23 protein-coding genes are annotated in these 22278 nt (G+C 56.2%); 9 read left to right on the top strand and 14 right to left on the bottom strand.

What is annotated here, in order from left to right:
* Positions 1–4: 4 nt before the first annotated feature.
* The 4 genes from ABUK12_RS10780 to ABUK12_RS10765 form a co-directional block, all read right to left on the bottom strand.
* Positions 5–973, bottom strand: coding sequence for an alpha/beta hydrolase (locus tag ABUK12_RS10780; protein ID WP_410016259.1), 969 nt, complete (start codon positions 971–973; stop codon positions 5–7).
* An 87-nt stretch (positions 974–1060) separates the two neighbouring features.
* Positions 1061–2701 carry a GMC family oxidoreductase gene (locus tag ABUK12_RS10775; protein WP_410016258.1) on the bottom strand — a complete coding sequence of 547 codons (1641 nt, stop codon included), beginning with the start codon at positions 2699–2701 and terminating at the stop codon, positions 1061–1063.
* Positions 2698–3234: a sugar dehydrogenase complex small subunit gene (locus ABUK12_RS10770; protein WP_410016257.1), complete on the bottom strand. Its 537-nt coding sequence runs from the start codon at positions 3232–3234 to the stop codon at positions 2698–2700. The genes ABUK12_RS10775 and ABUK12_RS10770 overlap by 4 nt, the downstream gene beginning before the upstream one ends.
* Entirely contained in the window at positions 3221–4597 is a 1377-nt protein-coding gene (locus ABUK12_RS10765; protein WP_410016609.1) for a c-type cytochrome, read from the bottom strand. Before ABUK12_RS10765 ends, ABUK12_RS10770 begins: the two co-directional genes overlap by 14 nt.
* A gap of 582 nt (positions 4598–5179) precedes the next feature.
* Here ABUK12_RS10765 and ABUK12_RS10760 point away from each other — a divergent pair.
* Complete coding sequence (locus ABUK12_RS10760; RefSeq protein WP_410016256.1) at positions 5180–6901, top strand: lysophospholipid acyltransferase family protein; 1722 nt, start codon at positions 5180–5182, stop codon at positions 6899–6901.
* On the opposite strand, the gene ABUK12_RS10755 is transcribed toward ABUK12_RS10760, so the two are convergent.
* On the bottom strand, positions 6898–7980 hold the full coding sequence (locus ABUK12_RS10755) for an MBL fold metallo-hydrolase (RefSeq protein WP_410016255.1): 1083 nt from the start codon (positions 7978–7980) through the stop codon (positions 6898–6900). The two genes, ABUK12_RS10760 and ABUK12_RS10755, sit on opposite strands and share 4 nt — an antisense overlap.
* 220 nt (positions 7981–8200) lie before the next feature.
* Here ABUK12_RS10755 and ABUK12_RS10750 point away from each other — a divergent pair, with 220 nt between their 5' ends.
* Positions 8201–8776, top strand: a complete 576-nt coding sequence (locus ABUK12_RS10750) for a TetR/AcrR family transcriptional regulator (RefSeq protein ID WP_410016254.1) — start codon at positions 8201–8203, stop codon at positions 8774–8776.
* Between the two features lie 635 nt (positions 8777–9411).
* The gene (locus ABUK12_RS10745) at positions 9412–10176 is read left to right on the top strand and encodes an SDR family NAD(P)-dependent oxidoreductase (protein ID WP_410016253.1); all 765 of its coding nucleotides are present in this window, start codon (positions 9412–9414) and stop codon (positions 10174–10176) included.
* Between the two features lie 96 nt (positions 10177–10272).
* Here the strand turns inward: ABUK12_RS10745 and ABUK12_RS10740 are convergent, their stop codons facing one another.
* On the bottom strand, positions 10273–10929 hold the full coding sequence (locus ABUK12_RS10740) for a LexA family protein (protein ID WP_410016252.1): 657 nt from the start codon (positions 10927–10929) through the stop codon (positions 10273–10275).
* Positions 10930–11141: 212 nt separating this feature from the next.
* On the opposite strand from ABUK12_RS10740, the gene ABUK12_RS10735 reads away from it, so the two are divergent.
* Together ABUK12_RS10735 and ABUK12_RS10730 are read left to right on the top strand one after the other, a co-directional pair.
* Positions 11142–11366 (top strand): PerC family transcriptional regulator, encoded by a 225-nt coding sequence (locus tag ABUK12_RS10735; RefSeq protein ID WP_410016251.1) that lies wholly within the window; start codon positions 11142–11144, stop codon positions 11364–11366.
* Positions 11367–11429: 63 nt separating this feature from the next.
* A complete protein-coding gene (locus ABUK12_RS10730; RefSeq protein WP_410016250.1) occupies positions 11430–11660 on the top strand; it encodes a phage holin in 231 nt (76 codons plus the stop codon).
* A gap of 157 nt (positions 11661–11817) precedes the next feature.
* On the opposite strand, the gene ABUK12_RS10725 is transcribed toward ABUK12_RS10730, so the two are convergent.
* Positions 11818–12060: a DinI-like family protein gene (locus ABUK12_RS10725; RefSeq protein ID WP_410016249.1), complete on the bottom strand. Its 243-nt coding sequence runs from the start codon at positions 12058–12060 to the stop codon at positions 11818–11820.
* A 251-nt stretch (positions 12061–12311) separates the two neighbouring features.
* On the opposite strand from ABUK12_RS10725, the gene ABUK12_RS10720 reads away from it, so the two are divergent.
* A complete protein-coding gene (locus ABUK12_RS10720; protein WP_410016248.1) occupies positions 12312–13163 on the top strand; it encodes a hypothetical protein in 852 nt (283 codons plus the stop codon).
* A gap of 216 nt (positions 13164–13379) precedes the next feature.
* Positions 13380–14201, top strand: coding sequence for an alpha/beta fold hydrolase (locus tag ABUK12_RS10715; protein ID WP_410016247.1), 822 nt, complete (start codon positions 13380–13382; stop codon positions 14199–14201).
* Positions 14202–14265: 64 nt separating this feature from the next.
* Here the strand turns inward: ABUK12_RS10715 and azuC are convergent, their stop codons facing one another.
* The 7 genes from azuC to ABUK12_RS10680 form a co-directional block, all read right to left on the bottom strand.
* Complete coding sequence (gene azuC, locus ABUK12_RS10710) at positions 14266–14349, bottom strand: stress response protein AzuC (protein ID WP_162367771.1); 84 nt, start codon at positions 14347–14349, stop codon at positions 14266–14268.
* Between the two features lie 173 nt (positions 14350–14522).
* The gene (locus tag ABUK12_RS10705; protein WP_410016246.1) at positions 14523–14924 is read right to left on the bottom strand and encodes an acyl-CoA thioesterase; all 402 of its coding nucleotides are present in this window, start codon (positions 14922–14924) and stop codon (positions 14523–14525) included.
* A 100-nt stretch (positions 14925–15024) separates the two neighbouring features.
* Positions 15025–15819: an SDR family NAD(P)-dependent oxidoreductase gene (locus tag ABUK12_RS10700; RefSeq protein WP_410016245.1), complete on the bottom strand. Its 795-nt coding sequence runs from the start codon at positions 15817–15819 to the stop codon at positions 15025–15027.
* Between the two features lie 244 nt (positions 15820–16063).
* Entirely contained in the window at positions 16064–16951 is an 888-nt protein-coding gene (locus ABUK12_RS10695; protein ID WP_410016244.1) for a LysR family transcriptional regulator, read from the bottom strand.
* Positions 16952–17077: 126 nt separating this feature from the next.
* Positions 17078–17560, bottom strand: a complete 483-nt coding sequence (locus ABUK12_RS10690; protein ID WP_410016243.1) for a hypothetical protein — start codon at positions 17558–17560, stop codon at positions 17078–17080.
* 21 nt (positions 17561–17581) lie between these two features.
* A complete protein-coding gene (locus tag ABUK12_RS10685; RefSeq protein WP_410016242.1) occupies positions 17582–18415 on the bottom strand; it encodes a hypothetical protein in 834 nt (277 codons plus the stop codon).
* Between the two features lie 179 nt (positions 18416–18594).
* Entirely contained in the window at positions 18595–19515 is a 921-nt protein-coding gene (locus tag ABUK12_RS10680) for a hypothetical protein (RefSeq protein WP_410016241.1), read from the bottom strand.
* Positions 19516–19874: 359 nt separating this feature from the next.
* Here ABUK12_RS10680 and ABUK12_RS10675 point away from each other — a divergent pair, with 359 nt between their 5' ends.
* Entirely contained in the window at positions 19875–20948 is a 1074-nt protein-coding gene (locus ABUK12_RS10675; RefSeq protein WP_410016240.1) for a fatty acid desaturase, read from the top strand.
* A gap of 554 nt (positions 20949–21502) precedes the next feature.
* Positions 21503–22201, top strand: coding sequence for an extensin family protein (locus ABUK12_RS10670; protein ID WP_410016239.1), 699 nt, complete (start codon positions 21503–21505; stop codon positions 22199–22201).
* The last annotated feature ends 77 nt before the right edge of the window (positions 22202–22278 follow it).

Raw genomic sequence — 22278 nt, 5'->3', positions numbered from 1 at the left:
ATCATTAGGCCCCCGGTTGTGCCGGGTTAAAGCGGCTTAAAGAAAGCTGCCGGTCTTTGCGGGCGCGGCGGGCGATATCCGCGTTGGGATCGCCGTTAAAACCATGGAACCCGCCGGGGTAAACGTTCAACGCTACCGGCACGCCCGCGCGGATTAACCTGCGGGCATACTCCAGATTTTCGTCGAGAAACAAATCCAGCGTGCCCACCCCAATCCAGGCTGGCGGCAAACCGCCCAGGTAATTCGCTCTCGCCGCCGCCGCATACATGCAAATATCCTCGCCGCCCGGCTCGGCGCCCAAATACGACTGCCAGCCGAAACGGTTGCTTTCCCGCGTCCAGATAAATTCGCCGGTTATCGGATTAGGATCGGTCTCCACCACCGTGCGATCATCAAGCATCGGGTACATCAGGTTCTGAAAAGCCAGCGCCGGTGCGCCACGGTCCCTGGCGAGCAGCGCCAGCCCGGCGGCCAGTCCCGCGCCGGCGCTGTCGCCCATCACGCCGATATGCCGGGGATCGACGCCCAGTTCACCAGCGTATTGCGCCATCCAGGCCAGCGCGGTAAAACAATCTTCCAGCGGACCGGGGAAGCGCGTCTCGGGCGACAGCCGGTAATCAACCGAGACAACGACGCAATCCTGCCGGCTTGCGGTGAGGCGGGTAAGCGGCAGCGATTGTTCCGGGCTACCCATCAGAAATCCGCCGCCGTGGATATGCAGGATGCCCATCCGGCCTTTTTTCACCGCGAGCGGAGCGATAACCATCACCCGCACCGGCGGCGCGCCGTCCTGCCCGGGGATTGAATGTTCGGTCATGGACAGCGCCAGCCCATCGTCGCGCGCGGCGTTGTCCAGCGCGGCCGCCTGCCGTTGGGCGCGCATCGCCGGCAGGACCTGGGCATCAAGCGCGGGATGTTCCAGTTGTGATAATAATGGCTGCAGTTCGGGATCGACTAAATGGTAAGTACTCATCCGTGAAGGTCCTTCGGGCGGGTTTACGCTAAAAAATAACACCGCGGCTCGCCGGGAAGCAAGCCGCGGCAGAATTTAACGCTTAACTTATACCTTTACCACCTTCAGCAGATGATCCGCCAAACGCAGGCTTAATGCCGCGCCGGTAAGCGTGGGGTTCATGCAGGAGGTGGAGGGCATCACGCTGGTGCCGGCAATAAACAGATTAGGGTGATCGTGAGATTGGCAATGACTGTTCACGACGGAGTTTTTTGGGTCGTCGCCCATGATGGTGGTGCCCATAATGTGCTGGCGATCCTGATAGCTGGTATCGATTTTGGCAATATCGGCATCGAGCAGACGGGCGATATTTTTAAAATCCTTCAACGCCACTTCCTTACCCGCTTCCCAATAATCGGTCACGCTATAATAAATCTCCGGCAGCGGGATGCCGATGGCGTCGGTTTTGGTCTTGCTCGGCACCACGCGGTTTTCCGCCAGCGGCAGCGTCTCGAAATCAACGGCAAAATTCAGTGACCGCGCCGACTGACGATGCAATTCCTCATCCAGCTTCGAGCCGAGAACACCTTTTTCAATCAGCGATGCGGCATAATCAGCCGTCGGCACGGTGTTGCGTACTTTGGTCTTGTAGCTGGGGAAATCTTTGCGAAATTCACCATCGCGATTATTAAGATATACCAGCAGCTCGGTCGGTCCCTGACCCGGCCAGACATCTTCTTTCATCATGATATTCATACTGATGCCGGTATGTCCCATCAAATTACGCCCCACCTGGTCGGAGCTATTGGCAATGCCGTTCGGGTAGCGCGCCGATGTCGACATCAGCAACAATTTCGGCGATTCAATACCATATGCCGCCAACACGAAATAATTCGCGGTGAGGTGATGCTCGGAGCCGTCGGGTTTTTTATACCAGACTCCGCTGATAGTACCCTTATCGTCCGCCTCGATTTTATAGACCACCGAGTTATCCAGTAACTTCGCCCCCAATCTTTCAGCCTGATCGATATGTATCGAACCATCATACTTGGCGCCAATCGGACAAACCGGGTTGCAGTTATTGTTGCCGGCGCAAATCGGGCGATTGCCGTAAGGACGCGTTGCGCGGCCATTGGGCTCCATTACCGGGTTATAGCCGTCCTTACCCAATAATTCCGACAGCCGGGTAAAGAGATAACTCGGCGTCAATCCTTTCATCGGAAACGGCGTGGAACGCGGCGGCCACGGACGTTTGCCCTGGCCGCTTTCATCCTGCCCGTCGACGCCGGATACCCCTAGTTCGTGTTCGGCCGCGCCATACCAAGGTTCAAGTTCATCATAACCGAACGGCCAGTCCCTGCCGCGACCATACAGCGAGTTAAGTTTGAAGTCGTTGGGGATCATGCGCCACAGCGCCGAGCCGAAGTGCCAGGTTGTTCCGCCCACCACGCGTAAATATTTGGTCGGATATTTTACCGGACCGGTTTGTTGCAGGTAGCTGCCATAGGTGGAAGGCACGTGAGGCAAGTCAGGATAGGGAGAGCCCACGCCCTGAAGTTTCATATTGGTCAATGACATCTTGAACGGGGAATTACGAAAGCGCTCGACGATGTCCTCGCGCTTAATGCGCGGCCCCGCCTCAAGGATAATCACTGATTTTCCCGCTTTCGCCAATTGGGTGGCAATCAAGCCACCCATGACGCCGGAACCGATAATAATCACATCGGCATCAACATTTTTATTGCTCATAGATTTGATCCTTTGCCCGACGTTGGCTCAATAGGTTTGCCGCCCCAGGAATCCGGGCCTCCGCCATAGGTCGGCACCACCAGAATGCCCTTGGTCGGCAAATACATTAACGCCTCGGCGTAGGCAATCAATTCCAGATGCTCGCCATCACCGACGACGCCGGTATACCAGGCGGAAATCACCAGGGTCGCGGTGCGGATCAGCGCGTCGTCGGGGCTTAGGCTTGCCAGGAAATCATCCACATGGCCAAAATGACGGCCGTTGAGGTAATTGCCGAGTGCGGTAAGGCTGGCGGGAAAATCGGGATGGTGTTTAACCAATGCGGTGTAATAGCGCTGGCCCAGAATCGGATTGACCGGGCGGCTAACCAAAAAAGAGGACACAGGAATAAAGCCGCTTGCGCTTACCGCTTGCGCCCGCACCTTTAGCGCGGGGAACAGGGTGGCACATACGGCGCTGAGTGATAAAACGCCCATCCCCTGTAAAACGCGACGTCTCGTCATCGACACCGGCGGATGATTATTTTGCGCCATGTTGCCTCCTTTTTTTAGTTATCAGCACCACCAGCAAAACGACGATAAGTAACAGGATAATCGCGGCGATAAGTAGGGATGCCGGGCTGGTAATCTTGGCCAGCAGCGGTTTATCACCCCCTTCACGAATCACCCTTACCCTGTCGGCGCTAACGCTAAGCTGCGGATTGCCGTAGTTCTTGAGCACGTAATTGCTGACATCGGCAATCTGTTGGTCGCTGAGCCGCTCGCTGAAGTGGGCTTGCGGGCCAAAGGCCGGCATGGCGATCTCTTCGCCGTTTACGTTACGATGCACGCCGTACAAAATCGTGGCGATCAGGTTATCCGGGCGATCCGCGCCGGTGGCGCTGTTATGGAATAGGGACGGGTAAAAGCGATTGCCCTGGCCGTCCGCCTGGTGGCAGTTGGCACAACTGCCGCTGAAAACCTGCCAGCCGGCATCGATATTATCCGTCTGGCCGCGCAGGCTCAGTTCACTGGCGGAGGGTTGCCCATATCCGTCGCGCGGCCTGGTCGCGCCGGTATCCACCGCCGGGATCTGGCGCAGATAGGCGACCATTGCCCGGATATCCGCATCGGACAGGTATTGCAGACTATGCTCGATGGCTTCCGCCATCGGACCCGCCGCCTGCGCTTTGCCGCTGACATGGCCGGTCATGAGGTATTGCGTCAGGTCGGCGTCCGACCAGTCGCCGATGCCCGAATTGCGGTCGGGAGTGATATTCGGCGCATACCAACTGCCCAGGCTGCCGCCGGACAAGGCTTTACCATTATCTTGCCCCATCAAGGCATTGCGCGGCGTGTGGCACGTATCGCAATGCTCCAGCGCATTGACCAGATAATCGCCGCGATTGATGTCATCGGAGACGCCCGGTGTGGGTGTAAAAGGTGTATTGCCGGCAAACAGCCTATTCCACAGTGCCATGGAGGCCCGGATATTGAAGGGAAAGGGCAAATGGGTTTGCGGTGCGGGCGTATCGACCGGCTGTACGCCATGCATGAAATAGGCATACAGCGCATGAATGTCGGCATCGGTAATGCGCGAATAAGAGGTATAAGGCATGGCCGGGTAAAGATGCTGACCTTGCTTATTGATACCGTCTCTTACGGCGCGGGCAAAATCCTGCTCGCTGTAATCACCGATACCGGACACCTTTGACGGGGTAATGTTACTGGCAAATATATCACCTAACGGAGAGTGTATCGCATACCCGCCGGCCATAGGCGCGCCCCGATCGGGGGACGTATGACAGGCGCCGCAGTCTGCGGCGGTAGCGAGGTATTTTCCTTGCGCAATAAGATCTTCTGAGTCCGGTTTATCCGCAGCCAAGGCGTTTAATCCGCTTGCCAAGAGAAGTCCCATCACGAGAGGGAGATAATGACGCCTCACGGTCTTGCTCCTTTAAAATTGGGAATAACACGTATTTTTATAATTTTTTTAAACCAGGCCTGAAAAAGGCCACGCCATAAAAAACATGACACAAGTCACCATACAGGTCAGGGTTATTACAGCAATTTTTTAACATATGATCTACAAATTTTGTATGACAATTATTTTTTTCCTGAAAAAGCGAGACTTTTCAGCAGGGGTTTGATCGGCGTCATGTCATATCTGGTACCGCCATGGCAGCCACTATGTAGCAATAAAGGATTGATTATGATCAAGCTGGAAAAAGAAAGCTTCGGGCAAACGCCCAAACCTAAGGCTTTCGGTATCCGATAACCCTGCCGGCTGGATCGGCTCTGCGCCCGGGCGGGCCGGATATTGCCGGTATTAAACTGCAACCTGACCGAAGCGGAAACCAGCCAGTTGGGAGAAATACGCGCGCTGCGGCAGCTCTCCTGCGCTGCGGTGGTGGCGCGATTACCCAATCTGTCATCTGCCCGCCATGTCGTTGTCATCGATGCTGTTTATGGTCGGAGGAACGCATTTGGAGGTGTTCCTATGTTTAGCATGGAAACGGTGCTTCAGGATCTGAACCCACGGCATAAAACCGCGCCCTGGCAGCTCAGGCTGCTGAAATGGCTATTTCGCGAAAAAGAGTTTCATCAGTTAGCCGATAATTACCGGCATCTGAAGGGACTGGACATGGTGGAGCAGATCCTTGAATTTTTAAATATCCAGTGCGAACTAACCGAGCGCGATCTTGAGCAAATCCCCAGCTACGGTCCGGTCGTGGTGGTGGCCAACCATCCGATCGGCACCATCGACGGGCTGGTGTTGCTGCGCGCGGTCGCGTCGGTGCGCAGCGATGTCAAGGTGGTGGCGAACCGGCTGCTGTCGCGCGTGGAATCGTTAAGCAGCCTGATGATCCCGGTGGATAATATGGGCAACCGCACGCGCCGTACGCAGGTGGCGCTGATGCAGGAACACCTCGATAACCAGGGCGTGCTGATCGTGTTCCCGGCGGGAGAAGTCTCGCGTCTTGGCAGCAAAGGCGTACGTGACGGCCGCTGGCGCACCGGTTTTATCCGTCTGGCCGCCAAAAGCCGTGCGCCCGTCGTGCCGGTGCATATCGGCGGCGGCAACAGCGCGTGGTTTTATCTGTGTTCGCTGCTTTACCGCCCGCTGTCCTCGCTGTTATTGGTGCGGGAGATGTTCCGCCAGCGCGGCAACCGCCTTAAATTACATATCGGCGCGCGCATACCCTACGCCAACTGGCATGATGGCCATACCGACGTCAATGTCCTGGCCGGACGCTTTCGCCGTCATGTTTACCGCATCGGGCTGGGTAAAGACGGTTTGTTCGCCACCGAGTCGGCCATTGCCCGCGCCGAAGATCGCGCCGTCCTGAAGCGCGCGCTGTCCGCCAGCGAAACGCTGGGCCGGACGCCTGATGGCAAAATCATCTATTTATACCGGCGCGCCGGCGAAGAGTACGTGCCGATATTGCGCGAATTGGGCCGTCTGCGGGAAATCGCCTTTCGCGCCGTCGGGGAAGGCAGCGGCCGCCGCCGCGATCTCGATAGCTATGACGACGATTATTATCACCTGGTGCTCTGGGATCCGCAGGAGCTGGAGATCATCGGCGCCTACCGCTTTATTCCCACCGCCGGGCACATTAAGCAAAAAGGCATTGCGGGTCTCTACAGCCAGAGCCTGTTCCATTATGGCCATGAAATGGATCCCATTCTCGATCAGGGTATCGAGCTGGGGCGGAGTTTTATCCAGCCCCGGTATTGGGGCAAGCGCGGCCTGGATTACCTGTGGCTGGGGATTGGCGCGTATCTGGCTACCTATCCGCAATACCGCTATCTGTTCGGCCCGGTGTCGATTTCCGGCGGCCTGCCGCTGGCGGCGCGGGATATGCTGGTCGCGTTTTACCGACTCTATTTTGCCCCGGCGCTGCCGCTGGCGACATCGCGGCGGCCCTATCCGGCGTCGCTGCCCGAGGTGCTGGCGCAATTTACCGGGGATGATTATCAGGCGGATTTGCAAAAGCTGAAGCAGCTGTTAAGTCATTTTGGCTGCAGTATCCCGCCGCTGTACAAACAGTATTCTGAACTGTGCGCCACCGGCGGCGTGCAATTTATCGACTTCGGCAGCGACCCCGCGTTCAACAACTGTATAGACGGACTGGTGCTGGTTGACCTGACCCAACTCAAACCCGCGCGTTATGCCCGCTATATTGGCTTCCATAACGCCGCGCTTAAGCAGCCCGCTTAACCGTCAGTCTTTTCCCACCACCGGGTGAATGCCTGCCCCGGGCGGTCCAGCAACACGGCTTCGCCAATCACCGGCGTCAAGAGTCTGTAGGTTTTATCCCGGCTGGCGGCGGACAGGCGGATATACGGATCGTCCCAGGCATGGTTGGACATGCAAAACCGCCCGGAGTGACCGGCTAACAGCGCGCCGGCGCGCACGTCCGTCGCCGCCAGGGCAACTTGCTCAGGCATCATATGAATGTACTTCCAGCTCTTGTCGTATTGCCCATTCTCCATAATGGCCAGGTCGACCGCGCCAAAGCGGTCGCCTATAGCGGCAAAATGCGGCCCGTAGCCGCTGTCGCCGCTGTAGAAAACCCTGCGGGCCGGTGTTTCCAGCATAAAGCTGGCCCACAACGTTTTGTTGCGGGCCAGGCCACGGCCGGAAAAATGACGGGCCGGCAGGACATGGACGGTAAAATCGGCGGCAAAAACCCATTCCTGGTCCCAATCCGATTCATGGATAATCTCCGGTGAGAACCCCCAATATTCCAAATGCGCGCCGACGCCCAGCGGGCAAAGGATGGTTTTTATTTTTGTCCTCAGGGCGGTCAGGGTGGGATAATCCAGATGATCCCAATGATCGTGGGAAATAATCAGGTAATCGATCTCGGGCATATCCGCGGCGGAATACGGATAGTCGCCCTTAAAAGCCCGGTTAAAAACAGAAAAGGGCGCGGCGTAGGCGCTGAATACCGGGTCTATCAGGATCCTGTGGCCGCCAAGCTGCATAAAATAAGACGAATGCCCCAGCCATAGCACTGTATCCTGGCCGGCATCAAGCGCTTTCAGGTCTGTTTTCACCATCGGCAGGGCACCCGCGGGTTTCACCCGTTGACGGCTACCGAAAATAAATTCCCATAACAGCGCCACATATCCGGCGCCTTCTGTCAGCTGGGGCGTGGGCAGTGGGTTACGAAACTCGCCGTCGGTGAAGTTAACGGAGGCGCTGATACGCTCCAAACGCTTTCCCGCAGGCAATTTACCGAATGCCGGCAGAGAAAAAAAAGAGGAAAAACCGCTGGATCTGTCTGATAACATGGTGATCACGACCGTTGGGCTAACGTTCTATTGGCGGAGTATGCCTTGGCGCTGCGGGCGGGCATGGTAAAATGGCTTGAATATGAGTGATTACATACTCATTATAGGGGGAACGGATTTACCGTCAATATGATCTTGCCCGTTGCGGCAAAAACCGTTGATTGCCGGACGATAAGGCGGCAGGGGTCTATCTTTTGATGACGAAAAAGGAGGGTGCCGCGTGGCTCGCCCGAAAAGTGAAGAGAAAAGGCTTGCCCTGCTCGAGGCCGCGACGGTGACGGTCGCGGAGTTTGGGTTGGGCGCGTCCACCGCGCGCATAGCCGTAAGGGCGGGTGTCGCCGAAGGCACGCTGTTCCGGTATTTCGCTACCAAAGACGACTTGCTGAATGCACTCTACCTGCACCTCAAGCAAAACCTGTGCGGAGCGATGATGCTGGATTATAACCGCGCCGGGCAGATTAAGGAGCGCGCGCGCGCTGTATGGAACAGTTATATCGAGTGGGGCTTGGTTAACCCAGCCGCTAATAAAGCGATGCGCCAGCTGGCCGTTTCTGAAAAGATAAGTCCCGCCACTCTCGCCAGCGTGGCCGAACTGTTTCCGGATTTAAAGGCGCTGTCCGATGCCTGTTTTTTCAATCATGTTTTTATAACAGGGCAGTCGGCTTTTGCCGAGGCGATATTTATGGCGCTGGCGCAAACCACGATGGAATTTGCAGCGCGCGGAACGGATGAAATCGCGGCCTACAAGGCGGCAGGATTCGATGCCATGTGGCGGGCTTGCGCCAACGAGCAATGAACCGCGCCGCGCGCCAGGCAAAGAGATTCATCAGGGCGGATAAACCCCGGCACGGCGTCAGGGCGTGTATTCATCCAACGCTTTGCCAATAGGATATTGATATTATGTTAGCACGCTGGTATAGCTTTATAGGATGCGAACGGCGGCAATAACACGTCGTGCAGCGGCAGTCGTGCGCATGTCCCGGTTTTTAGGGCCGTGGAAAGGCGGAGGTCAAGGCGATGGTATGGGCATGTTTTATTAGCGAGGAAAAATATGACCGAAAATAAATGCGAATTAACTTACTCCCAGGTAACAACGCTGTGCTTTATGGCTTTTTTTATCCTGGCCGCGGGCATCTGCTGGATTCACGTCTGGCCATAAGCTGATCGCGTATCAGCGTCGCCTGTTCGGTTAGCCCGGCGGTGGCCTTGTCTCAGGATGCTGCATCCGCCCGGATGTAGCCAATGCCTTGCGTCCTTAATTTGTCGTCATTCCCCCTCTTTGTTCACCGCGCAAAAATAACGCCGGCCGTCGTTGACATAATAGATGTCGATCAACATATAATCGAAATTAGATGTCAGTCATCATCTAAATAACGTGGCAACGCATTATCCGCTCCGCTAAATCATAACAACAGAGACAGGGGAACAACCATGGGTTTACTGCAAGGTAAGGTGGCATTGGTTACCGGCGGCACGTCGGGCATCGGCAGGGCCAGCGCTATCCTGTTCGCCCGCGAAGGCGCGCGGGTGGTGTTAACCGGGCGGCAGGAAGACGCCGGGCGCGCCGTGGTGGCCGAGATTGTCAAGGCGGGCGGCAGCGCATTATTTATTGCGGCGGACCTGACGCGCACAGAGACTATCGCCGCGGTCATTGAGCAGGCGGCGGCGCATTACGGCAGGCTGGACTGCGCGTTCAATAATGCCGGCGTGTCCGGCGGCGGTCCGATAGACTCTCTCGACGAAGCGCTGTGGGATCGCGTTCTTGACACCAACCTGAAAGCGGCGTTCTTTTGCCTGCAGGCGGAAGTCGCTCAGATGAAGCGTCAGGGAGGCGGCGGCGCGATTGTCTTTAACGGTTCGGTACTGGCGAACATCGCCCAGCCCGGGACGACGGTTTACAGCGCCAGCAAAGGCGGCATAGTCTCGCTCGCCCGCGCGGCGGCCGTGGAGTTTGGGCCGGCCGGTATCCGGGTGAATTCCATTAATCCGTCCATCACCCGCACGCCGATGACGCAGGGCCGTATTACCACCGATGAACAAGGCAACGCCTCGCATCCCTATGCCGTGGGCATCCCGCTGGGACGCATGGCGGAACCGGAAGAAATGGCGCAGGTCGCGTTGTTCCTGCTATCGGATCGCGCCTCCTATGTGACGGGACAGGCGCTGGTGGTGGATGGCGGCCAAAGCGCGATGTAACAAAAGGGAAGAAGGCCGGCGCGATGTCGCAAAACTGACGCCGGCAGATAAAGCCGTTCAGGTTTGAAAACCGACCTGCCGGTGATACGGCAAGGCTTACAAATCCATAATGATTTGTTTGACGACGCCGATGATCCGGCAGTTGCCGTTTACTTCGAGCATTTTATAGTTGGGATTGAGCGGTACCAGATATTTAAACGGGCCGTCGGTGGTGAATTTTTTCAGGGTGGCTTCGTTGCTGCCTTCCAGTTGGGCGACCACGATCTTACCGTTGGCTTCATCACTGCCGCCAAAATCGGGATCGACCACGACCACCGAACCGTCGGGGATACTGGGCGCGCCATGGGGATTGGTCATGGAATCCCCCCTGACCTTAAGGGCAAAAGCGAACTCCGACACCGAGGCCGTGGTATAAATCCAATCCCTGGCATCATCGAGGGTGACGGGTTTTTCCGATTCGGTCCAAATACCGGCCTGCACCCAGGATAACAACGGGATTTCCTTAATGCCGAAACGTGCGGTTGGCGGCAGGGGCGGATGCCCGGCGCCGGCTTCCCCTTTACCGTCCACAAGCCAGGCGGGGCGACACTGCAAGGCTGCGGCCAGCGCCTGGAGATTGGCGCCGCCGGGCTGGTAATCTCCCGACTCCCATCCCGTCACCGTGACGCGGCTGACCCCCACCAGGTTGGCCAGGACCTGCTGGGTGATGTTTAACTCTTTGCGCCTGGCACGAATGCGATTGCTCATTTCCATGTCGGTTATCCTACCATTATCTGATGTAAGTTTTATTGACTTTTTTATGTCAGATATCCTACTATTTAAAGGTCAGTATATCTGACATGAAGGTCTTTATGAAGCAAAAAGACAACATATCCTACACATGATGTCGGGGGTGCGGCCTCCGGACATAAAAAAGCACCCCGGCAACCTCGCCCGGCGCGGTGCTGGAGAAGGAGGTACCCACGATGACGGAACTAATAACAGCAATCACCCTGGCCAAGCGGCTGGAGAGCCGCCGGTTATGGCGGCGCGCCGCGCGCCAGTGGCTGGCGGTAATTGATATTACGCCGGATACGCATGAACGCCTGCGCGAAGGATTTATCGCCCGTAGGGAAAAATGCATTACGAACGGCAACTGTTTTTGCGGCGATTACGGCGGCATCAGCGAGGCAAGGATCATTGAGCAATGAACGTCCGCCGGGGATTGTCCCTGAACGGGGGGCAAGCTCTGCGCGACAGGTGGAGAACAGCGTATGCCCGGGAAATTGACTACCGCAGGAGCCTATTCTATGTCCGGTTTTCTTATCGCTATCGGCAACATCGGTACCTGGCTATGCCATCTGGACTGGGACAAAATCGCCATCATCCTGGGGGTGGTGATTGGCATAGCCACTTATTTCACCAATCTGTATTTCCAGCGGCGGCAGACCAAAGCCATTGAGCGGGCCGCGCAGAAAGGCAATACCCTTATTCCGCCGTCGTAACGCCGAGGCGCCGGGCGATGCCGGCACCCAGGCTTGATTAACCGGGGGAGGGCGCGGGACTACCCGCATTGTCCGGGCTGGACCTATGGGATTTCATCGGAGAGGGGACATGATAACGTAGCCCCGGCGGGCGCCGGGGCATGCGGTTGACTTCCTGTTATTCTGCGAGGGTAAGCCATTCCGCCGAGTCATCGAACATTTCCTCAACGATGCGGGCCAGGATGGCTTTATCGCTTTTGCTGGCATCCGTATCCAGGCCGTTGCGCTGCATCGGCTTGATGTTGACCTCGGCGTCAGGGAAAACCTGCTGTACGCGTTTGGTCAACTCGGCCAGGATAAGACCGCCGGCGTCGGGCAAGGCGGTAAAATTTCTTTTGTCGTAAATCAGTTCAACGTGCATGATCTATCCTTTTATTTATACTGGGTAAATATACAGTTTTTTCCGGAGCGAATGCAAGTTGCTTTGACGGTTTTTCGCGGTAAAAACGGCGCCGCGTCGATCGGGGCGGCATTGACCCGCCGTGTTCGGGCGTAATCATGGCGCCGGCCTGCCTGGCGGGGTATACTTTTACGGTGCGCTAAATCCTGTTCGCCGCTGTAATTACCTGATTTTTGATGGTAACCGAATCGCAGGTATGCCTGGGAAAACATATGATTAATCCAATTTACCGATTGCCGGTGTTGATCCTGCTGGCCGGCCTGGCCGTCAATGCGGCCGCGGCTGAAAAAGAATGCCCCGCGGCAAAAAAAAATATCAATGACAGTAATAACCTCATCATGCTGAGCGGCACCGCCAAAGGCGACATCCGGCTGGTGGTGGCGGGGATGGTGGGAAAAGATCTGGATGAGCAGGCCCGTTCAAGCATCAGTTTCGACACCTGCGGCGCCCTTATCGAGGAAGCGTACGATTACCACAAAACGGAGGGCCGCATGACCCTGCGCATGTCCAATCACACGGTAAAATCCGCTGATGGCTGGGAGAGCGAGTACGATATCGCCATCATTATCGATCAAGACGGCAAGCCAACGCTGGTTAACCATAAGCAGGGCAAAAGCCGTTTTTTTACCGGTAAAAACGGCGTGATCACCTCCTCGACCGATGCCTTTACCCTTAACGAGCGGCCCGGATTTACCACCGGGACCTATGACTACGATAATAATTTGCGTCTGGTCAAAAGCACGGCGCGGGGCACCGACGCGTTCAGCAACGATGAATATATTTACGCCTATGATAAAAAAGGTTATTTCATCTCGATGCGTTCGAACCATGGTCAAACCCGTTATCAGTATGATGCCAACGGCAGGGAGGCGGGTTCTTTCTCGGTGTCACGGACGCCGGTAAGCCAGCTCACCAAAGTGGAGCAGTGCCAGCGCAACGACGACGTGGGCAACTGCATCCTGAGTTATGGCAGCGACACGGAAATTTTGCCGCAGTCGATTATCAGACGACACCGCAGCACGGCCACGCAATACCAGTATTGGGACAGCGCGGAATCACATTGATTTTCCCGTGACTTAGGCCTGCATATTTTTTTTGCCGGCATCAAGCCGCCATTATCTTTTGGCGGCGGATGGCGGCTTACTCTTTTCGTTCCTAATCTTGATAGGTTGACCCGGAAATTGATGGCGCCCGCCAGGCGTTCTCATGCCCCGTATGCAATGCCGACGATAGCGTCGGCGGCTCTTATCCCAACTCACCCGAAAAAAGGATCAGACAACATGAGCACTATCACAACCGATGACGGGACGCAGATATTCTATAAGGACTGGGGCACCGGCCAGCCGGTGGTTTTTTCCCACGGCTGGCCGCTGACCGCCGATGCCTGGGACAGCCAGATGATGTTCCTTGCCGACAAGGGCTATCGGGTTATCGCCCATGACCGGCGCAGCCATGGCCGGTCGGCCCAGACGTGGGACGGGAATGATATGGATACCTATGCCGATGATCTCGCGGCCCTTATCGCCAGCCTGGATCTGCAGGACGCCATCCTTATCGGCCATTCCACCGGCGGCGGGGAAGTAGCGCGCTATATCGGTCGCCATGGTACCGGACGCGTGGCCAAAGCGGTGCTGATAAGCGCGGTGCCGCCGCTGATGCTGCAAACGGCGGCGAATCCCGAGGGCGTGCCGATAACGGTTTTCGACGGTATCCGGGCCGGCGTGTCGGCGGATCGATCGCAATTTTATCAAGATCTCGCCGTCTCGTTTTATGGTTATAACCGCGACGGCGCCAAACTCTCTCAGGGGGTGATAGATGCTTTCTGGCTGCAGGGGATGGCGGGCGGCATCGCCGGGCAATATGCCTGCATCAAGCAGTTCTCGCAGACGGATTTCACCGAGGATCTGAAAAAATTCGACGTGCCGACCCTGGTGCTGCAGGGCGATGACGATCAAATCGTGCCGCTAGAGGTTTCGGGCCGTAAATCAGCCAAGATCATTCCCGACGCCACGTTAAAAGTATTGGCCGGCGCGTCCCACGGTATGTGTACCGTGGATGCCGATAAGGTGAACGCCGCGCTGCTTGAATTTCTCCAGGCCTGATTTCATCAGCGTTTTTTTTTCCAAAAAAAAAGCTGCCGCGGCAGCTTTTTTGACGTCATGGAAATTAATACATGGCACCGGGCGGTACGTCTTTCACGGTATTAACGTATGACAGCAGAATTTTTTTCAGGAATTTACGGAATTTCATATGCTTTCCCTCACCAGGTTTGTTCGCCTGTAACGTGTTTGCGTTTGATGAGGTAATAATATGACCTCCGTCACATAAATGCAAATATTTGTGATGCGCATCACATAAAAAAGAGCATTTTTTTACAATCCCGGCGACGTGTTTTAACACATCGCGTCAATCCGGGGCGGGGATTATAACAGCGGGGTCGCTTTGTCATTTTCATCCACCGCGACAAAATTAAACTGCCCCCGCACCACTTCCTCCCGTCCCGCCGCGTACATATCTTCAAGGAAAATGGCGACATCCACGGTGATGCTGGTCCTGCCCACCCGGCTTACCCTGCCCACCAGCTCGATAATGGTGCCGGAAGGAATGGGCCGGCTGAAGGTGATTTTTTCCGTGGATACCGTTACCAGCCGTTTGCGGCAGAAGCGGGTGGCGGTGATAAAGGAAACCTCATCCATCCATGCCAGGGCGGTGCCGCCGAACAGGGTCGAATGATGGTTTATGGTGGTGGGAAACACCACCTTGGCGACGGTGGTGGTGGATTGCAGGATTTTTTGCTTTATTTCTGCGCTTAACTCATCGTGCATAGCAATACCTTCACATCTTTTTAACAAGTTAGTGAAGTGATTATGCCTGATATCGCGCGCGCATCCCAGAGGTGCGGCAGGGCCGGAGTTCAGGTCGCCGCTAGACGATACTGTTGATAACCCCGCCGTCCACCCGCAGCGCCGCGCCGGTGGTGGCCGATGCTTGCCGGGAGCAGGTATATACCACCAGGTTGGCCACTTCCTCGGGGGTCGCCAGCCGTTGGATAATAGAGGTTGACCGGTGGGTGCGCACAAAATCGGTTCCCGCCTGTTCAATACTCACGCCCGCATCCCGGGCGGAATCCTTCAGCATCTCGCGCACGCCTTCGGACAGCGTTGGGCCGGGCAGTACCGAGTTTACCGTGACCCCGGTGCCGGCGGCGAGTTTGGCCAGCCCGCCCGCGACGGCCAGCTGCGCCGTTTTGGTCACCCCGTAATGGATCATTTCCGGCGGGATATTAAGCGCCGACTCCGATGAAATAAACACGATGCGCCCCCAGTCGCGTTCCAGCATGCCTTGCAGGTAAAAACGCGCCAGTCGTATGCCGGACATAACGTTGGTCTGGAAATAACGCTCCCACTCATCGTCATCCACGTCGAAAAAAGGCTTAGGGCCGTAAATGCCGGCGTTATTGACGATAATATCGGCGGCGGGTACGGCGCCGGTAAGCGTAGCCACGCCCGCCGCATCGGACAAATCAGCCGCCACGCCTTCAACCGCCGCCTGCGGCACCGTGTGTCGCAACTGGCCCAGCGCCTTGTCTACCGTGGTCTGGCTGCGGCCGTTAATCACCACTGACGCGCCGGCGCGCGCCAGCCCAGTGGCGATGGCAAAACCGATGCCGCCGGTGGAGGCGGTGACGATGGCGCGTTTTCCCGATAAATCAATATGCATAATAATCTCCAGAAAAAAATGCGAGGACATAGAGCGGGACAACCTGTTCACCAGCTTATCTCCGCCGGCCGTAAGACGCGACAATAAGTTCGCTTCTGATGATGCTGAAGGCGTGCGTCTGAATGAATGATAGGTCATGATGGTTGCGGCGTTAAGCGGGGCAAGGCGAACCCGTGCGTCTTTGTGACGCGGTCCTCACGCGGCGCCGGCGATATCGGGCAGGCAAACTGCCGTTGGCCTGCGGTTATGCCAGGTTTTCAGCCAGGAAGTGCAGTAGCCGTTTGATGCGGGGCGGCTGGAATTTATTCCGGTTATACAAGGCGAAAAGGGGCGCCGGTTCGATAAAATACTGATCCAATACCGTCACCAGCCGGCCCGCGGCCAGGTCTTCACTGATATCCAGGATCGACTTATAAGCGAATCCGTATCCCATGACGGCCCATTTGCGGCTGATGTCGTCGTCATTGGTGGTGTAGGCGGGGGTCATGGTCAGCTGCCGCGGCATTTTTGCTTCATCGCGATAAACCCATTGCTCCTGATTGCCCAAGGTATTAATCAGGGCAATGGACGGCAATGCCTGCAAATGGGGGGGCGCCAGCGGTGGATCCAATTGCGCCAGCAGCGCCGGAGCAACGCATACCACCCGATGACTGTCGGCCAGTTTATAGGCCGTCATGCCGGCGTCGTCGTGCTGTCCATAGCGGATGGCGATGTCAATGTCGTCGCCGATCGGGGCGGTCGTGGCGTCGGCCAGAGAGAGAATAAAGTGAATGGCGGGAAAGTCTTGGCGAAAGCGCTCCAATAAGCCGATCAGACGATTGCGGCCAACGTCGGAGGGGGCGGTAATGCGTATCGCGCCTTTGATGTCATCCTTGCCCGAACGCAACAGCTCGGTGACGTCATTAAGCTGTTCCACGGCGCGCTGGCTATAGCTTAGGAACAGCTTGCCCTCGTCGGTCAGCCTGAGCTGGCGGGTGGTCCGTTCAAACAGGCGCACCTTGAGACCGGTCTCCAGACGCACGATGCAGGCGCTCGCCGCCGCCGGAGAACAACCGAGCTTACGTCCCGCCGCCGAAAAACTGCCCAACATCGCCGCTTCGATAAAAAGTCGCAAATCACTTAAACGTTCCACTCATTATCCTTAATCTCATCTCTTTTACATTAGCATCCTTTATTATGCTGGATGACGGCGGAATTCGCCTCATTCTGCCGTTGCGTTAATTCCCCATGCCAACATAAAGTATTGACAACGGCTAATTTAAGGTATATGGCCAGCGTCTTGACCCGCGCGCGCCGCCGCCAGCCGCGCCCTGAAATCATTCAGCGCGCTAATCTCTCGCCGCAGCGCGTTTGCCCGCGCCGTCTGCCCGCGCCGGACCGGGCTTATGTCGGTACCGGGAATCAGCCTGGCCAACGCCGCCAGCAGCTCAGGCAGGGGCTGGTTTTTGTTCTGCCTGACAAAATGGCTAAGCGCGACATAAGTCAGCGGAATATAAGCTGATTCATTATGCACAATCATCCGTGGATGACGGCGGTAGAAGCCCAACAGCTGGATTTTCGCATCCGCGACAATCTCATTTTCCCGGCAAGTGCCTTCACGGGCCGGCGCCTGCGCCGGCCTGAAACGACGGTCCTTCGCCCGAACTCCCGCGGCCGGCGGCAGGCCGCTTAGCCGCCCGGCGCCGATATCCGCGAAAACGCCCAGGGCGGCACTGACAAAAGAAATATCTGACCATCGCATATCAACTTCCTCTGAAATGAGTCACAGTGGTTGGTTCTGGGTTATCCGCTGATGCAGCAGGTCATCGACGATAAGCAGGTCCTGCCGCCAAAGCGCGCATGCCTGGTCCAGGTCATCATTAATGCCGGTTAACCTTTGTTCGCGCCTTGTTATCGCCCGGCCGACAAAATAATCCAGTGAATCCAGCAGGGCGGCGGCGGCGCGGGCGCGGGCGGCGGCGAGCCCCCCGGGATAGCACGCGATCAAATCATCCAACTGCCGTCGTACTTCCCCGCGCAGCGCGTTGTTTCTGTCGCCGTCCATAAGATGATCCTCCAGGGACAGCGTAATAAGGCGGGGAGGATGGGGCAGCAGCGGCGCCAGGCTGTTTTCCAATGCGCAACGGGTTGTCTCGCGCGGTTTCCCCTCCTCGTCATGCAGTATCATTATCAGCCGTCGCCCGAGATCGGGAAAACGGTGCTGCAAGGCGGCCAGAAAACGGATTTCCGGCTGAGCCAGCCCCGGCTGGCCCGCGCCGTGGACATACAGGATCCAGTCCGCGCCGATAGCGCCGGCCAGCGCGCCGGCGGGGGAGTCGTTGATATCGTCGATAAAGAGACAGCGGCGGGAGGGGTGATCAACGCCGCTTTTTTCTGGCGAATGGCGGTCGCTCAGGGCCGTGCGCGCATTACCGCTGATGGCGGCAGGCAATACCTTCTCCAGGACGCGTTTGCCCGTACCGCGTAAACCGCACAGCGCGATACGGTGTTCGGATAACGGACGAGCATGATTTGTCCGAAATTCCCGATAAAAAATGGCAAATTCAGGATCTTCTTTGCATAAGTAGTGCAAATTATCGCGCTCAGTCCTGTTCATTCTTCATGATTTCCCATGATATACTTAAGTCCCGCTAAGGTTATCGGCAGACCTTGCCTGATGTTTAACCTTCTGTTGCCCGGGGATGGCAGGAATGGTTCGATAATGCCGGGTCGAAAGCCCGCCGACCCTCATGAGCCATGAGGTTTTTGCTTATCAATACGGCGAGATATAAAACTTCAGGCAAGAAATAATTTTACTGAGCGGCTAATAAGGTTGATGTCTTCTCCCATTTGTATTATGGCACTGATATTATTAGTTTCTCTTGGCGTTGACATGTGCTCATTGCGTGCCTGTAGCAATCTTTCATGCAAGTATTGCCCAAGCGCTGTTTCAGCAGGGAGATCCGTAATAAATGTCTCTTCCGACAGGCTATGGGCCAGGGCCAGATATTTACTCATAAAAGGCACGACGAGATATTTTAGCAGATGGTTGCCTGGACTAAATACGTTGGCAAACATTTTGTCTAGACATTCCCGCAGACGTTCGGAGATGCTCTCCAGTTTATCCTGCCGGCGGCCGGTTTTCCCGGTGTTAAAATGCGAACGTTGATCATAGATGTCCGTTGCTAAGATAACACCCATTTCTTTCATGATACTAAAATAAATAGGCGCGGTTATTATGGTTTTTTCAGGGTTGTTCTTAATGTAATCTTGCACCAGGTAATGTAATTCAGCATAACTTTTAATAAAATATAAATAATTTTTATCCCTTCGGTTATGGTATTTGTTTTTAACCTTGTGCGCCGACTTTCCCGCCAGGGCAAAAAAAAGGGCTAGACTGCGCTGCGAATATTCCTGCTCGAAACTGTCTGTTCCCATTCCCTTGGCGGCAAGGAGGGCGCGGACATCGCCTTGCGGCGCGTTTGTTCCGCGGTCACCCGGTGTATCAACGGCGGCGACTGGTGCGGCGCCGCTATCAGCGCGCGATTCATCGCCGGCCATAGTGACGTGGCGGGTAAAAAGGGGAACAGGAGCGGGTCTTGCCAGGACCAACGCGTTCCGATAGTTATTCTGCCGTGGCTGTGTTTCCCTGCCGCACAGGTTGGCGGCATAAGAAAACGTGCAGGCAATACTCGTTTGCGAAATAATGTTACCCATTATGCTCCGATGGCGTTTAAGCGAACCACTATCAATAAAATAATATGATTGTAGTTTAAAAATAACCGTTATTGTATTTTGCCATGCCTGTTGTCAGGTCCTGCATGGGATATTAACAGAGGGAAATAACTTCGTAAACGCCGGTAATGACAAGAATATTGTGCGGACGATCATCCTACGTAATGAATTATAGATGATTATTATATTTTTTATAAAATCAGGATGGTATTTTTTTAATGCCTCCAGCGCCGGCGGTACAACTATAACCTGATCTTTCGTCGTGGTGCTTGCTGAGGCCCCTTATCTCATTTCCCGCCATTCTATTGCCGTTTTAATTCGTTGGTTGCGCCGCCGGGGTGATGAATACTGACAAAAAAACCATCGGGGTAGACGCCATGTCAGAGCCAGGAAGAAAAACCGCGCACTATTTGCATGACGGCCAGCGCGATCGCATCAGGCAACTGGCGTCCACCCGATTGTGGCGCTGGGAACTGCCGACCTGGGGCCTGATCGCGCTTATTTATGCCGGGTGGTTCGGCACGGTGCATTACTGGACGGCGCTGGGGCCGTGGGTCGGCACGCCGCTGCTTATCTGGTTCACTACCTGGTATCTGTCGCTGCAACATGAGCTGATTCACGGTCATCCTACGCGCCTGCCGTGGCTGAACCAACTGTTTGGCCTGCTGCCGCTGGCGGTATGGTATCCCTATGGCCTGTACCGCGATTCACATTTGCGCCATCACCGCGACGATCATTTGACCGATCCGGCGGAGGATCCCGAGGGCTATTATTTCAGCGGCGAGAGCTGGCAAGGATTTTCCGCGCTCCGGCGGCGTCTGGTCCGGGTACGTAACACCTTGGCCGGACGTGTGCTTATCGGGCCGGCGCTGGATATCTACCGCGCGCTGCGCGGCATGGTGGCGGCCGTGGCCGGCGGCAATCGCCGCGCTGTCGGGATGTGGCTTATGCATGGCCTGCTGCTGCTGGCCCTGCTGCACTGGGTGGCGTCATCGGGTTTGCCGGTAGGGTATTTTCTGCTGGCCATAAGCTATCCGGCCCTGGCCATCACCAAAATCCGCTCGTTTATGGAGCATCGCGCCGCCCGCGATCCCCAGGCCCGCTCTGTTATCAACGAGGCGGCGTGGCCCTGGCGGTTGCTATTTCTTAACCTGAACTATCATTTAGTCCATCATGATTTACCCGCCGTGCCCTGGTATGCGCTGCGCCGGGTCTATCTGGCCGATCGGGCCGCCTATCAACGGCGCAACGGCGGCTTTGTCGTGCAGGGTTATGCTGAATGGCTGGGCGAGTACGCCTTCAGGCCGGCCGAGGTCGAAGTACATCCGTCATCGTTGGGCGACACCAGGCTTTCCGGGATGCCGGAACCTGTAAAGGACGTTTTTATTGCCGGAGCGGGATATCCACCGCAATGATGCCGGGATGGTCTGCAGCGCGTTGATTTACCATTGGATAAAGTATGCTGTGGCGAGGAGTAAACCGGGAAAAGGGTTGGGAAAAACAGGAGGATGAAGCGGGTAGGATGCCCCGAACCGAAGTTCGAGGCGTAAAGTCTAGCTCATTGCTACATGAAACCGACGCAAGTATGGACCTAAATACCGGATCCGTAAATACGCATAGCGACAATTTTCGCATCCCGGCGGGTGATTGCTCAGCAACTGTTCAATACAGGCGGTAATGACGGACATGAAGAGCGGGCCTGGCCGCCGGCGGGCGTAAAAAAAGCCCGCACAGAGGGGCGGGCAAAGACTTCACAGCAAATCAAACAGCTTAGTTGATGGATGAGTTCGATGGCGTAAAGCTGGGTATCGCCTTCATTTTAATCATAGCCAGTACAAATAAACATCAGTACAACCACTTTCAAAATTACTAATTGAATCATGTGGCAATAACTTAATTACTTCTACGTCTATACTGATTAACAACGTCGGCGATGGGCCGGTTTTAACGCTATAGGGGTGAAGTAAAGGTGCGACTGCTGACCTGCCTGTTGGTTCTGGTGGTGTTGTTAACGGCATTAGCCCCCCGTATCCGGCCCCTGCTGCCGCCCGGCTATGACCCTTTTTTGCCTTTGTCGGTCAGCGATCCGCCGACGTTTATCACCCGCTACAAACTTAAACGGCTGGCTGCCGATCCTCCGGCCTGCCTGGCGGCGCTTGAAAGGGCAAGCGCCGCCGGACGCCTTTCTTTCAGCAAGGTCGCCGATACCACCGGACCTTGCCCGCTATTGTCGCCCGTGAGGGTGCGCGGGTTCGGCCCGGTCGGGCTTAGCTCCAGTTTTCTCGCCAGCTGTCCGCTGGCGCTGAGCAGCGCCATGTTTGTCGGCCAGGCGGCGGCGCCCCTGGCGGCGGCAGGTCTTGCGTCTCCTTTAGCTCGGATTGATCATCTTGGCAGCTATGCGTGTCGTAACATCTATCACCGCAGCGAGGGGCGGCTTAGCGAACATGCAGGCGCGCAGGCGCTGGATGTGTCGGGCTTTATCCTCGCCGACGGACGGCGCATTACGGTGTCGCAACAGTGGCGGCGCCAGGATCCGGCCGGTGATTATTTACGTGACGTGTTTATGCAAAGCTGCGCTTTTTTCGGCAATTCGCTCGGTCCCGATTACAACGCCGCCCACGCCAATCATTTCCATTTCGGCATGCGCGGTTTTGGCGTCTGCCGCTAGAGGCGGCATTTTGATTAACGGCCGTCCGGCAGCCCGCGCGCAGAGCGGGCGGCGACGGTAATGGCAATAAAGCCGTG

The organism is Sodalis sp. C49, from assembly GCF_046352915.1.
GTDB lineage: Bacteria > Pseudomonadota > Gammaproteobacteria > Enterobacterales > Enterobacteriaceae > Acerihabitans.
Note: the sequence above shows the minus strand (reverse complement) of the source record. Positions and strands in the feature narration are given on the sequence as shown.